General features: G+C 53.0%; 11 protein-coding genes. 5 read left to right on the forward strand and 6 right to left on the reverse strand.

Going from position 1 to position 14,345, the window contains the following annotated elements; translation table 11 throughout:
* Nucleotides 1–96: 96 nt before the first annotated feature.
* On the forward strand, nt 97–2,517 hold the full coding sequence (plsB, locus tag RYZ59_RS17390) for a glycerol-3-phosphate 1-O-acyltransferase PlsB (RefSeq protein WP_318049749.1): 2,421 nt from the start codon (nt 97–99) through the stop codon (nt 2,515–2,517).
* Nucleotides 2,518–2,571: 54 nt separating this feature from the next.
* Here plsB and ubiA read toward each other — a convergent pair whose 3' ends face one another.
* The 5 genes from ubiA to malK form a co-directional block, all read right to left on the reverse strand.
* Entirely contained in the window at nt 2,572–3,444 is an 873-nt protein-coding gene (gene ubiA / locus RYZ59_RS17395; protein ID WP_137381186.1) for a 4-hydroxybenzoate octaprenyltransferase, read from the reverse strand.
* Between the two features lie 13 nt (nt 3,445–3,457).
* Nucleotides 3,458–3,955 carry a chorismate lyase gene (gene ubiC / locus RYZ59_RS17400; RefSeq protein ID WP_005132668.1) on the reverse strand — a complete coding sequence of 166 codons (498 nt, stop codon included), beginning with the start codon at nt 3,953–3,955 and terminating at the stop codon, nt 3,458–3,460.
* A 180-nt stretch (nt 3,956–4,135) separates the two neighbouring features.
* Nucleotides 4,136–5,083 carry a maltose operon protein MalM gene (gene malM, locus RYZ59_RS17405; protein WP_202037176.1) on the reverse strand — a complete coding sequence of 316 codons (948 nt, stop codon included), beginning with the start codon at nt 5,081–5,083 and terminating at the stop codon, nt 4,136–4,138.
* Nucleotides 5,084–5,196: 113 nt separating this feature from the next.
* Nucleotides 5,197–6,552 carry a maltoporin gene (locus RYZ59_RS17410; protein WP_137381188.1) on the reverse strand — a complete coding sequence of 452 codons (1,356 nt, stop codon included), beginning with the start codon at nt 6,550–6,552 and terminating at the stop codon, nt 5,197–5,199.
* Nucleotides 6,553–6,643: 91 nt separating this feature from the next.
* Nucleotides 6,644–7,753 carry a maltose/maltodextrin ABC transporter ATP-binding protein MalK gene (malK, locus tag RYZ59_RS17415; protein ID WP_005132674.1) on the reverse strand — a complete coding sequence of 370 codons (1,110 nt, stop codon included), beginning with the start codon at nt 7,751–7,753 and terminating at the stop codon, nt 6,644–6,646.
* Nucleotides 7,754–8,114: 361 nt separating this feature from the next.
* Between malK and malE the strand changes: the two genes are divergently transcribed.
* The 4 genes from malE (at nt 8,115) to xylE (ending at nt 13,752) form a co-directional block, all read left to right on the forward strand.
* Nucleotides 8,115–9,305 (forward strand): maltose/maltodextrin ABC transporter substrate-binding protein MalE, encoded by a 1,191-nt coding sequence (malE, locus tag RYZ59_RS17420; protein ID WP_003031680.1) that lies wholly within the window; start codon nt 8,115–8,117, stop codon nt 9,303–9,305.
* Nucleotides 9,306–9,491: 186 nt separating this feature from the next.
* The gene (gene malF, locus RYZ59_RS17425; RefSeq protein ID WP_318049751.1) at nt 9,492–11,036 is read left to right on the forward strand and encodes a maltose ABC transporter permease MalF; all 1,545 of its coding nucleotides are present in this window, start codon (nt 9,492–9,494) and stop codon (nt 11,034–11,036) included.
* 14 nt (nt 11,037–11,050) lie between these two features.
* A complete protein-coding gene (gene malG / locus RYZ59_RS17430) occupies nt 11,051–11,941 on the forward strand; it encodes a maltose ABC transporter permease MalG (RefSeq protein ID WP_137381190.1) in 891 nt (296 codons plus the stop codon).
* Nucleotides 11,942–12,276: 335 nt separating this feature from the next.
* Nucleotides 12,277–13,752, forward strand: a complete 1,476-nt coding sequence (gene xylE / locus RYZ59_RS17435) for a D-xylose transporter XylE (RefSeq protein WP_318049754.1) — start codon at nt 12,277–12,279, stop codon at nt 13,750–13,752.
* Nucleotides 13,753–13,793: 41 nt separating this feature from the next.
* On the opposite strand, the gene psiE is transcribed toward xylE, so the two are convergent.
* Nucleotides 13,794–14,204 carry a phosphate-starvation-inducible protein PsiE gene (gene psiE / locus RYZ59_RS17440; protein ID WP_003031674.1) on the reverse strand — a complete coding sequence of 137 codons (411 nt, stop codon included), beginning with the start codon at nt 14,202–14,204 and terminating at the stop codon, nt 13,794–13,796.
* Nucleotides 14,205–14,345 lie beyond the last annotated feature (141 nt).

The following is a 14,345-nucleotide window of genomic DNA, read 5'->3' on the forward strand; positions in this document are numbered from 1 at the left end:
CTGCGCGAAGTATGACGGGATACCACAGAAATTCACTAAACTTTCTGATATCCTTGCAGCGCATTTGCATTATTAACCAGAGGCTTTACATCGTTTATGTCCGGCTGGCCACGAATTTACTACAAATTACTGAATTTACCATTAAGCATCCTGGTAAAAAGCAAGTCTATCCCGGCGGAACCCGCCCCGGAATTGGGACTCGATACCTCTCGTCCCATTATGTACGTCTTACCGTACAACTCAAAAGCTGACTTGCTGACACTGCGTGCCCAATGTCTGGTGCACGACCTCCCCGATCCCCTGGAACCGCTGGAGATAGACGGGACTTTGCTGCCGCGCTACGTGTTTATACACGGCGGCCCGCGTGTATTCACCTATTACACGCCAAAAGAAGAGTCTATCAAGCTGTTCCATAACTATCTCGATCTGCATCGCAGCAACCCCGATTTGGATGTGCAGATGGTGCCGGTATCGGTGATGTTTGGCCGTGCTCCAGGGCGCGAGAAAGGCGAAGTCAATCCGCCACTGCGCATGCTGAATGGCGTACAGAAATTCTTTGCCGTCTCCTGGCTGGGACGCGACAGTTTTGTCCGCTTCTCACCTTCCGTCTCCCTGCGCCGCATGGCAGACGAACACGGCACAGATAAAACCATCGCACAGAAACTGGCACGCGTGGCGCGTATGCACTTTGCCCGCCAGCGCTTAGCCGCGGTTGGCCCTCGCCTCCCTGCCCGCCAGGATCTGTTTAATAAACTACTGGCCTCAAAAGCCATCGCACGCGCGGTGGAAGATGAAGCACGCAGCAAAAAAATCTCCCATGAAAAAGCGCAGCAAAACGCTATCGCATTGATGGAAGAGATTGCCGCGAATTTCTCCTATGAGATGATCCGCCTGACGGACCGTATTCTGGGCTTTACCTGGAACCGACTGTACCAGGGGATTAACGTTCACAATGCCGAGCGCGTACGCCAACTGGCGCACGACGGGCATGAAATCGTCTATGTGCCGTGCCACCGCAGCCATATGGACTACATGCTGCTGTCGTATGTTCTGTACCATCAGGGGCTGGTTCCACCGCATATCGCGGCAGGGATCAACCTGAACTTCTGGCCGGCAGGTCCGATTTTCCGCCGTCTGGGCGCGTTCTTTATTCGTCGTACGTTTAAAGGCAATAAGCTCTATTCCACCGTATTCCGCGAATATCTGGGCGAGTTGTTCAGCCGTGGTTACTCGGTTGAATACTTTGTTGAAGGTGGTCGCTCACGTACCGGTCGTCTGCTCGACCCGAAAACCGGCACGCTGTCGATGACCATTCAGGCGATGCTGCGCGGCGGTACGCGTCCGATTACCCTCGTTCCGATTTACATCGGCTACGAGCACGTGATGGAAGTGGGGACTTACGCCAAAGAGCTGCGTGGGGCGACCAAAGAGAAAGAAAGCCTGCCGCAAATGCTACGCGGTTTGAGCAAGCTGCGTAACCTGGGCCAGGGCTACGTTAACTTTGGCGAACCTATGCCATTGATGACCTACCTGAATCAGCATGTACCGGAGTGGCGCGAATCTATCGATCCTATCGAGTCTATTCGCCCGGCCTGGCTGACGCCGACGGTGAATAACATTGCTGCCGATCTGATGGTACGCATTAACAACGCGGGCGCGGCCAACGCGATGAACCTGTGTTGTACCGCGTTACTGGCTTCCCGTCAGCGTTCTCTGACGCGCGAGCAGCTAACCGAACAGCTCGATTGCTACCTGAGCCTGTTACGCAATGTGCCGTATGCTTCGGATACGACAGTGCCGACACAAAGCGCCAGTGAACTGATCGACCACGCCTTGCAAATGAACAAGTTTGAGGTTGAGAAAGACACCATCGGTGACATCATCATTCTGCCGCGCGAGCAGGCGGTACTGATGACCTACTACCGCAACAACATTGCGCACATGCTGGTTCTGCCTTCGTTGATGGCCGCGATTGTGACTCAGCACCGCCGGATTTCACGCGCCGCATTGCAGCAGCATATTGAAGCGCTGTACCCGATGCTGAAAGCAGAGCTGTTCCTGCGTTGGGAGCGCAATGAGCTTGCCGGCGTGATTGATGAGCTGGCCAGCGAAATGCAGCGTCAGGGTCTGATAACCCTGCAGAACGATGAGCTGCATATCAACCCGGTTCACTCTCGCACGCTTCAGCTGTTGGCTGCGGGCGCGCGTGAAACGCTACAGCGCTATGCCATTACCTTCTGGCTGCTGAGTGCGAACCCGTCCATCAACCGCAGCACACTGGAGAAAGAGAGCCGCACCGTGGCGCAACGTCTTTCCGTGCTGCACGGTATCAACGCGCCTGAGTTCTTCGATAAAGCCGTGTTCAGCTCCCTGGTGCTGACGCTGCGTGACGAGGGCTACATCAGCGATACCGGTGATGCCGAACCGGAAGAAACGATGAAGATTTATCAGATGCTGGCCGAGCTGGTCACATCCGATGTGCGTCTGACCATCGAAAGCGCAACGCAGGGCGAGTAAGCATAAAAAAACCGGTCGAAATGACCGGTTTTTATTTTGCGGGCTAAGCCAAACTCAAAGGTGCCAGTAGCTCATCGCCAGCCCTAAGAACAGCACCAACCCCACATAGTTATTGTTCATAAACGCTTTAAAGCAGGCATCCCGTTCACGATCGACAATCAGTTTCTGCTGATACACAAACAGCGCGCCCGCCACCAGCAGTGACCAGTAATAGCCCAGCCCCAACCCGTTTAACCAGCCCACCGTCGCCATCAGCGCCAAAACACCGACCTGCAGAATGCCAATAATCAGCTTATCGTTCTGACCGAACAGAATGGCGGTCGATTTAATGCCAATCTTCAGATCGTCATCACGGTCAACCATCGCATACTGAGTGTCATACGCCACCGCCCAGAGAATGTTGGCGAGGAACATCAGCCAGCAGCTCAGCGGTACAGATTCACTGACGGCGGCGAACGCCATGGGAATAGACCAGCCAAACGCCGCCCCCAGCACCACCTGCGGCAGGTGCGTATAGCGTTTCATGAAGGGATAAACCCACGCCAGTGCTAACGCCGCAACGGACAACAAAATCGTCATCGTGTTAAGAGTCAGAACCAGCAGGAAGGCGAGCAACACCAGCACAACAAACAGCGTTCGGGCCTCTTTCTCCGTGACTGCACCGCTCGGCAGCGGTCGGTTTGCGGTGCGTTTGACGTGTCCGTCAAATTTCCTGTCGGCATAATCATTCACCACGCATCCGGCAGCGCGCATCAGCCACACACCGGCGACAAACACCGCCAGTATCCACAATTGCGGTACGCCAGGGGTCGCTACCCACAGCGCCCACAGCGTCGGCCAGAGCAGCAGTAAGGCGCCAATTGGCTTATCCGTACGCATCAAGCGGTGAAAAGCCAGCAGCTTATTCTGCGTCAGACTCCACTCCATCTTTATCTTCCTCTCAGTACAACGGCGATGCAGGCAAAAAAAGCTCGGTAAGCATCAGCGGCTTACCGCTCAGCCGCAGGCGGGAACGGCGTCCCCACAGCGCTGCATCGCGGCCAATCTCAATAAAATCGCGGGTCAATGTCGATGATGTAAACAGATAGCGCCCGAGCGGGGTTTTCCCCAGATTTTGTAAAGCCAGTTCGGGGCCGCACAAGGTGGATTCCGGCACGACAGTCCGACCGGCAAGCCACGGCTCACCATCCGCGCATAACAGGATTTCCCGCAACCAATAGCGGGATTCTGCCGGCAACAGCGTCAACTCTTCAGTGACCTCATTTTGCCCAACGAATCCTTCTCGGATCAATGTTACGGTGACCTGTTTTCCCTGCTGCTCAAAACGTTTGGTCATGGAATCTTCCAGTAACAACCAGTCGAGCAATTGAGGGTCAAGCGACGGGATCGCATCAAAATAACGCAGAGCACGCAGTTGCGTTAACGCGGGGTGTGGCATGCCTTACTCTCCGATTCATAACCTGAGGGCATTGTATCGCAGAAAAGGCTTTGCGGGGTGAGCAAACACGATTAAGTGATCGGTAGGGCAACATAAGTGTAACAAGTAGCATCGAAGGATAAAAAAAGGTGCGCCAGGAGACGCACCAGTTGTTGCAAAATCAACAATGTGGGGAGATGGTTACCCCTTGCCTTTTACACTGCTGATAAAGGTGGAACGGGCAGATTTGGATCCCAGACGTTCAGCTTCATCAAGCAGCTTCAGCGCTTTATCAACATCACCTTTCGCCACGGCATCCTTAATCGCCTGGTTAAAATAGTTCTCAGTGTCATTCAGCACCGGTTCACTTTTCTTCACGGGTTGTGGTGCCGGCGCGGCTACCGCGGCTGCCGGAGCCGCATAAGCCACCGCAGGCGCTGCGGTATTACCCACCGTCACCGGCCCCGGGCCAGAGGAACCAAATAACGGCCCAACCAGCACGCTGGAGGTGCTGTTGGTTTTCACCTGCAGTTTCACCAGACCATCGGTAGTATGGCGGGCAATCGGGTCCGGAATATCCGGAACAGCGTTGCCCACGCCCTTGGCATACGCTTTCGCCGGGTCAAGCAGCGTGGTGGTCTGTTGGAGATCTTTATCAGTAGTAAAGACCAGAACATAAAGCTTCTGCTGTCCCAGTGCAGGCGTCAGACGCATCACCCCTTCCAGGCGATCCGCACTCATTACACCCGGTGCCTGGTAGGTAAAGTAACTGCTGGGGAAGAACGCAGATGGCGTCATGTTCTGATCAAGAATTAAAACGTTTGGCGCAAATACGCTGGTTTGTTTGTTAACTTCACTGCTCAGCGTCAGGGTCAGTTCCCCAATGTTGGCCGGTACGCTATAGGCGGCAACCGGGCCGCTAATACCGGCAATGTCCAGACGCTGTCCCGCTGTCGCCAACGGGGTTGACTGGGTTTTCGATTGGTCGACTGGCGTCCAGGCCAGCTGTTGCAATGCAGCCGTCGGAATCGACGGTGCAGCGGCGGTGTCCTGCGGAACGATATTCACATCGGCCAGGCTGATTCCAGGAACGCTGGCAAATAACCCTGCCGATAAACAAAGGGCAACGAGACTTTTCTTCATTTTCATTGTTATCACCTCAGATAGCATGGGTTCAGCGGTGGCCAGGCAATAGCGCGCTAAACCGTAAGTAAGAGGGGCTTACGCCCCTCTTTAGGTCATTACGTCAGGTTAATGCTGGATTACCACCAGATTTCCATCTGGGCACCGAAGGACCACTCGTCGCTATCGCCACGGCTGGTTGTGCTGATACCTGAGTTGGTTGCAGCAGCATATTTAGAGACCGAATCTCCGTTTTTCACGTAGCCCCATTCTTCATCCCATTTGGCATAGGTTGCAAAGACGCGGATTGCCGGACGAGACCAGATGCTATCGCCTGCCTGCCACTGTTGCGCCAGGGTGATTTTGTATTGGCTGTTGCGATCGCCAGTCTGTTGAGATTTGACGTTGTCGTAGCCGACTTCCATCAGGGTGCTCATGATTGGCGTCCATTTGTACATCGGACGAATACCCACGGTGTACCATTCAGTACCCAGGTCGTTATCCATGTCGATATTCTGATACATACCGACGTACATCAGGTCCCACTTGTCGCCCAGAGAGATAGCACCGTGGTCAAGTACGCGCACCAGGCTACCGTTGTTATTGATGTTGTTGTTTATATGATGGATAACGGGATCATTTGGTGTTGCCTGGGTATCGAAGGTTGAACCGTAAGTACCCTGCGAGCCACCTTTACCCTGCGTGGTCATCGCGTCAGTTGCATACTGAACCACGAACTTGTTATAGCCCTTCAGCATGCTCTGAGTATGTTCTGCAGTGAACATCCAGCCATCTTTAGACGCGCTATCCGCGTAGCTATAACCGTCAGTTTTATTCGCACGACCGTAGTCAACACCCAGTTCCAGCATGCCGTCCGGGTTAATGGCCATCTGCGCTAAACGCATGTCGAATACGTCGTTCGCGGTATCTTTGGATGTGTCGTAGATATTCTGGCTACTGAAGGTGTAAGAACCGCCCGCTTCCTGAGAACGGGTTGCGGCCAGAGACAGTTTACCGAAGCCCAGATCGATGTTTTCAATACCGGCGCCAGGACCTGAAATATCCCAGTAGTAGAAGTCGATCATATGGACGTCATGACGCTGATAGAAACGTTTACCGGCCCAGATGGTGGAACCTGGCAGCCATTCAATCAGGTTTTTACCCTGCACGTTGGCTTCACGGAAAGCAGGATCGGTCGCTTCCCAGTCATTCTGCTGTGCAACAGAGTAGGCAACGTTAGTGTCGAAATAGAAGCTCTTATCGCCTTCTTTCCACACTTCCTGGCCCAGCTTAATTTCAGCATAGGTTTCGCATTCGTTACCGAGACGGTATTTACTTTGGGCACCGGTTGCCTGGAAACACTGTTGTTCGCCGCCACTGCCCGTCCAGCCGATACCGGAACGAGCATAACCATGGAAATCGACAGCCATTGCCTGAACAGACATAATGCCTGCCGCCACAGCAACCGCCAGAGGGAGTTTGCGCAGAGTAATCATCGTTCTATCTCCTGAGATCATTGCTTTTCTTTAAACGCTGCCACCTTCTGCAACTACGAATGGTTTTGCGTTTCGTTTTTTTATGGGGACCTTAAACGCCCGGCTCCTGATGCAACCGACGACATGCGGTGCCATCCTCACGGAACAGATGGCAACGCTCTGGCGGCAGGCCGATAGCGAATGTGGCACCCTCTTCTACCAACACCACGTCGTTCTGGCGGTAAACCAGGTTCTGACGGATGGCGGGGATCTGGATATGGATTTGTGTTTCGTGACCCAACTGCTCGACTACCTGTACTTCACCTTCGAGGGTGACATCAGCAATATCACTGGGCAGCAGATGTTCCGGGCGGATACCTAAAGACATATTGGCGCCGACCTGCACCGCGCGGCTTTCCACTGGTAGCCATATTTGCTGGCGGTTAGGCAGCTCAACCTGAACCTGATCGATCGCCGTTGCCGTCACTTTCACCGGCAGGAAGTTCATCTTTGGCGAACCAATAAACCCGGCAACAAAGCGGTCAGCCGGGTAGTGGTACAGCTCGAGGGGTTTACCGACCTGCGCAACGCGGCCGGCATCCAGCACCACAATTTTGTCGGCCAGGGTCATCGCTTCGACCTGATCGTGGGTGACGTAAATCATCGTGCGACCAAGACGCTTATGCAGGCGGGAGATTTCAATGCGCATCTGGACGCGCAGTGCGGCATCGAGGTTTGACAGCGGTTCGTCCAACAGAAAGACACGCGGCTCTGCAACCAACGTACGGCCAATCGCCACACGCTGACGTTGTCCACCGGAGAGCGCTTTGGGTTTGCGCTCCAGCAGATGGGCCAGTTGCAGCACTTCCGCGACCTGATTAACACGCTGGTTCATCACCTCTTTTTTCGCACCAGCGAGTTTGAGGCCGAATGACATGTTTTCAGCGACGGACAAATGGGGATACAGCGCATAGGACTGGAAGACCATCCCCACACCACGTTCAGCGGGTGGAATGTCGTTCATCCGAGTCTCCCCGATAAACAAATCTCCACTGGTAATGGTTTCAAGTCCGGCGATCATACGCAGCAAGGTTGACTTACCACAGCCTGACGGTCCGACAAACACCACGAATTCCCCTTCGTGAATGTCGAGATTGATATCTTTCGATACCACCACGTCACCCCAGGCTTTCGTTACATTTCGCAGCTGTACGCTCGCCATGCCCTTCTCCCTTCGTTACAACCTGTCATCGACAGCAACATTCATTGATGGATTGACTATGCGTTATCCCTTAACGGCGTGAATCCTCCACCCCCCAGCTTTTTTATGGGGGAGGAGGCGGGAGGATGAGAGAGCAGCGTCTGAGACCCTGGCTACCTGCCTAAGAGGAATTTCGTGATGCAGCCTGCAAAAATCAGTGGGTTTTTATGTGCGCCAGTACGCATTACTCACATTTATGTAACACAGATCACATAAAGAGCGGGTGGGGCGTAGGGGTAAGGAGGATGGAAAGAGGTTGTCGTATAAAGAAACTAGTAACCGTTAAGCCACCTCTGCAAAATCACCAAACAGGATGGGAACTATGAAAATCAAAACTGGCGCACGCATCCTCGCATTGTCCGCATTGACGACGATGATGTTCTCCGCCTCGGCTCTCGCCAAGATTGAAGAAGGTAAGCTGGTTATCTGGATTAACGGCGATAAAGGCTACAACGGCCTCGCTGAAGTGGGCAAAAAATTCGAGAAAGACACGGGTATCAAAGTCACCATTGAGCACCCTGACAAGCTGGAAGAAAAATTCCCGCAGGTTGCTGCGACCGGTGATGGCCCGGACATTATCTTCTGGGCGCATGACCGTTTTGGTGGTTACGCACAGTCTGGCCTGCTGGCTGAAATCACGCCGGACAAAGCGTTCCAGGACAAACTCTATCCGTTCACCTGGGATGCCGTACGCTATAACGGCAAGCTGATTGCCTACCCAATCGCGGTTGAAGCGCTGTCGCTGATTTATAACAAAGACCTCGTGCCGAACCCGCCAAAAACCTGGGAAGAGATCCCGGCGCTGGATAAAGAGCTGAAGGCGAAAGGTAAATCTGCACTGATGTTCAACCTGCAAGAACCGTACTTCACCTGGCCGCTGATTGCTGCCGACGGTGGTTACGCATTCAAGTTTGAAAACGGTAAGTACGATGTGAAAGACGTCGGCGTGGATAACGCTGGCGCGAAAGCCGGTTTGACCTTCCTGGTTGATCTCATCAAGAACAAACACATGAACGCGGATACCGACTACTCCATCGCTGAAGCGGCCTTTAACAAAGGCGATACCGCGATGACCATTAACGGTCCGTGGGCATGGTCGAACATCGACAAGAGCAAAATCAACTACGGCGTCACGCTGCTGCCAACCTTCAAAGGCAAAGCGTCTAAACCGTTTGTTGGGGTACTGAGCGCCGGTATTAACGCCGCCAGCCCGAACAAAGAACTGGCAAAAGAGTTCCTCGAAAACTACCTGCTGACCGATCAGGGTCTGGATGAAGTGAACAAGGACAAACCGCTGGGTGCCGTTGCGCTGAAATCCTTCCAGGATCAATTAGCAAAAGATCCACGCATCGCGGCCACCATGGATAACGCCCAGAAAGGCGAAATCATGCCGAACATCCCGCAGATGTCAGCATTCTGGTACGCCGTTCGTACCGCAGTGATCAACGCAGCCAGCGGCCGTCAGACCGTCGATGCCGCGCTGAAAGACGCACAGGGTCGTATCACCAAGTAATACGGTTTCCCTTATTTTTTAGGGAATCAGGTTTATTGAATACGTTGTTACGCGAAATCATTCGCGCTACATCGAGGCGGCAAGGGGGCAAATCCCCAGGAGCTTACATAAGTAAGTGACTGGGGTGAGCTTCCGCAGCCAACAAAGAGGTAGTGCGAAGGATAAAGCGTAAAGAGGAAGATCCCCATGGATGTCATTAAAAAGAAACACTGGTGGCAAAGCGACACGCTGAAATGGTCAGTGATGGGTCTGCTTGGGCTACTGGTCGGTTACCTTGTTGTTTTGATGTACGCTCAGGGGGAGTACCTGTTTGCCATCATGACGCTGATTTTAAGCTCTGCTGGCCTGTATATTTTCGCTAACCGTAAAGCCTATGCCTGGCGCTATGTTTACCCTGGCGTTGCCGGTATGGGGCTGTTTGTCCTTTTTCCGCTGATTTGTACTATCGCGATTGCCTTTACCAACTACAGCAGTACCAACCAGCTGACCTTTGAACGTGCTCAGGAAGTCCTGATGGATCGTTCTTATCAGGCAGGTAAAACCTACAACTTTGGCCTGTATCCGGCGGGTGATGAGTGGCAACTAGCCCTCACCGACGGTGAAACTGGCAAGAATTATCTCTCCGACGCCTTTAAATTTGGCGGCGAGCAGAAACTGCACCTGAAGGACGCTGATGCTCTGCCAACTGGCGAACGTGCGACACTGCGCATCATCACCCAGAATCGTCAGGCACTGACGCAGTTAACGGCCATTCTGCCGGATGACAGCAAAGTTATCATGAGTTCACTGCGTCAGTTCTCCGGCACGCAGCCGCTCTATACGCTCGCTGATGACGGCACGCTCACCAATAACCAGAGCGGCGTAAAATACCGCGCCAACAACGATGTTGGTTACTATCAGGCGATTAACGCTGACGGGAGCTGGGGTACAGAAAAACTCAGTCCAGGCTATACCGTCGCCATTGGATGGGACAACTTCACCCGCGTCTTTACCGACGAGGGCATCCAGAAGCCGTTCTTCGCCATCTTTGTCTGGACGGTAGTCTTCTCGGTACTGACCGTTATTTTGACCGTTGCCGTAGGGATGGTGCTGGCCTGTCTGGTGCAGTGGGAATCCCTGAAAGGCAAAGCGATTTACCGCGTCCTGCTGATCCTGCCCTATGCCGTGCCGTCGTTTATCTCGATTCTGATTTTCAAAGGATTGTTCAACCAAAGCTTTGGTGAAATCAACATGATGCTGAGCACACTGTTTGGCATCAAACCGGCCTGGTTCAGCGACCCGACCACCGCGCGTTCGATGATTATCATCGTCAACACCTGGCTCGGCTATCCGTACATGATGATCCTGTGCATGGGGCTGCTGAAGGCGATTCCTGATGACTTGTATGAAGCATCAGCAATGGATGGCGCCGGTCCGTTCCAGAACTTCTTTAAGATTACGCTTCCGCTGCTGATTAAGCCGCTAACGCCGCTGATGATTGCCAGCTTTGCCTTTAACTTTAACAACTTCGTGCTGATTCAACTGTTGACCAACGGTGGCCCGGACCGACTTGGCACCACCACACCAGCCGGTTATACCGACCTGCTCGTGAGCTACACCTACCGTATCGCCTTTGAAGGCGGCGGCGGCCAGGACTTCGGTCTGGCGGCGGCGATTGCCACGCTGATCTTCCTGCTGGTAGGCGCACTGGCGATCGTGAACCTGAAAGCCACACGTATGAAATTCGACTAAGGAGGGCACGGAATATGGCTATGGTACAACCTAAATCTCAGAAGCTCCGCCTTCTAATCACGCACTTAGGGTTGCTGATTTTTATCGCGGCGATCATGTTCCCGCTGCTGATGGTTATCGCTATCTCGCTGCGCGAAGGTAACTTTGCCACCGGTAGTCTGATCCCGGAAAACATCTCCTGGGAGCACTGGAAACTGGCGCTGGGCTTTAGCGTAGAGCACGCGGATGGTCGTGTGACGCCGCCGCCATTCCCGGTGCTGTTATGGCTGTGGAACTCAGTGAAAGTAGCCACCATTACCGCGATCGGTATCGTGACGCTCTCCACCACTTGTGCTTATGCCTTTGCCCGCATGCGTTTCCCGGGTAAAGCAACGCTGCTGAAAGGGATGCTGATTTTCCAGATGTTCCCGGCAGTGCTGTCTCTGGTGGCGTTATACGCGTTGTTTGACCGTCTGGGCCAATATATTCCGTTTATCGGTCTCAACACCCATGGCGGCGTGATTTTCGCCTACCTCGGCGGTATCGCACTGCATGTGTGGACGATTAAAGGCTATTTCGAAACTATCGACGGTTCGCTGGAAGAAGCGGCCGCGCTGGATGGCGCAACGCCGTGGCAGGCTTTCCGCCTGGTGCTGTTGCCGCTCTCGGTACCGATTCTGGCGGTCGTGTTTATTCTGTCGTTCATTGCCGCCATTACTGAAGTCCCGGTCGCATCACTGCTGCTGCGTGATGTGAACAGCTACACCCTTGCGGTAGGTATGCAGCAGTACCTCAATCCACAGAACTACTTGTGGGGCGACTTTGCCGCCGCAGCTGTACTTTCCGCCATTCCGATCACGCTGGTATTCCTGTTGGCGCAGCGCTGGCTGGTCAACGGCCTGACCGCGGGTGGTGTGAAAGGCTAAGTTTCATCAAAGTAGTTGTGTTACCCCGCCCGGCAACGGGCAATGCCACTGCAACCCTCAACTTATGTTATCCCAACCTGTGACTGTTATTCGGCGCTCTACGGAGCGCCCTTTTTTTATGTTATTTTGCATTGCCGTTATGATTATTTCCTTTCGTGCTCTCCATCACTGCAATTAAATTCTCCACCTGACTGGTAACATATTAAACAGAGCTAAGATCACAGAAAAGACAAAACGTAATTGCAATGTAAAAAATGATAATTGTCTTCCCTGCCTGTTAAATCCACCATCTCCAATACTGATAAAAAGAGCTGTATCGTCTAAGGCAGGTCTGAATGAATACCCAATATAATTCCAGCTATATATTTTCGATTACGCTAGTTGCTACATTAGGAGGTCTATTATTTGGTTATGACACTGCGGTCATATCCGGTACGGTAGAGTCCTTAAATACCGTGTTTGTTGCCCCACAACACTTAAGTGAATCCGCCGCTAACTCGCTGCTGGGTTTCTGCGTTGCCAGTGCGCTGATTGGCTGCATCATCGGCGGTGCGCTGGGCGGGTATTGCAGTAACCGCTTTGGTCGCCGGGATTCGCTGAAAATCGCTGCGCTGTTATTTTTTATTTCCGGCATCGGTTCCGCATGGCCAGAATTAGGTTTTACCACCATTAACCCCGATAATGCTGTGCCTGTATATTTAGCAGGATACGTTCCCGAATTCGTTATTTATCGCATCATCGGTGGTATTGGCGTAGGTTTAGCTTCCATGCTTTCACCTATGTATATTGCTGAGCTGGCTCCGGCACATATTCGTGGAAAACTGGTTTCTTTTAACCAATTCGCGATTATTTTTGGCCAATTACTGGTGTACTGCGTTAACTATTTTATTGCCCGTTCTGGTGATGCCAACTGGCTGAATACCGATGGCTGGCGATATATGTTTGCCTCCGAAAGTATCCCCGCCCTGCTGTTTTTACTGCTGCTGTATACCGTACCAGAAAGCCCACGTTGGCTGATGGCGCGCGGCAGACATGAACAGGCAGAAGGTATTCTGCGCAAGATTATGGGTAGCACACTCGCCACTCAGGCAATGCAAGAGATCAATCAGTCACTTGAGCATGGCCGCAAAACCGGTGGTCGTCTGTTGATGTTTGGTGCAGGCGTGATCGTCATCGGCGTGATGTTATCCATCTTCCAGCAGTTTGTCGGTATTAACGTCGTGCTGTACTACGCGCCAGAAGTCTTCAAAACGCTTGGAGCCAGCACCGATGTGGCGCTATTGCAGACCATTATTGTCGGTGTAATCAACCTGAGTTTCACCGTGCTGGCGATCATGACGGTGGACAAGTTTGGTCGCAAACCGCTGCAGATCATTGGCGCATTCGGCATGGCAATTGGGATGTTCAGTCTCGGTACCGCGTTTTATACCCAGGCTTCCGGCCTGGTGGCGCTGCTGTCGATGCTGTTTTATGTTGCGGCATTCGCCATGTCCTGGGGACCGGTGTGTTGGGTGTTGCTGGCAGAAATCTTCCCCAATGCGATTCGCGGTAAAGCACTCGCCATTGCGGTCGCAGCCCAGTGGCTGGCGAACTACTTCGTCTCCTGGACCTTCCCGATGATGGACAAAAACTCCTGGCTGGTTTCCCATTTCCACAACGGTTTCTCCTACTGGATTTACGGTTGTATGGGCATTCTGGCGGCGCTGTTCATGTGGAAGTTCGTACCGGAAACCAAAGGCAAAACACTGGAAGAACTTGAAGAACTGTGGGAACCCGCCGCAGAGAAAGCCAAGCCCGTCTCTGCACAATAAGCCTGACCTGCAACACGCCGCCCCAACGGCGTGTTGTTTTGTTACTCTCGCTTCAACCGCTTCGAGTTGCACAGCCACAGGGTGATCACCAGCAGCAGGATCGCCGCAGAATAGATCAGCACATCCATGGGGGCTTTATGATCGACAATGATCAACCGCACAATCGCCGTGATCCCGATATAGACAAAGTAGCGCAGCGGAAAGTGAAACCCTGACTGAAAATACTTCACAATCAGCGCGATAAATTCAAAGTACAGAAAGTAAACCACCAGTCCTTCCACCAGCTCATATTTGCTGGTTTGTTCCGGCGCGAACAGCACATCGGCCAGATGCAGCGTTTCTTTCCCGAGGAATACGACCAGGATCAGGCCCAGACTCAGCAGCCCCAGATTCAACACGGTCTGCAAGATGGTGGAGATAAACTCCACGCGCGGACGAGATAGCGACGTCATAACAGCACCTCTTACTCAGTGGCGAAGTTCCTGTATAACGCAAAAATGTGACAGAGATCTACATTTTTTGTTTAGATTTTGTTCGCACAATGGTTCTTGCCGGATGGCGGCTTTGCCTTATCCGGCCTACCGTAGGCCCGG

Source organism: Citrobacter sp. HN-141, from assembly GCF_033341895.1.
Lineage (GTDB): Bacteria > Pseudomonadota > Gammaproteobacteria > Enterobacterales > Enterobacteriaceae > Citrobacter.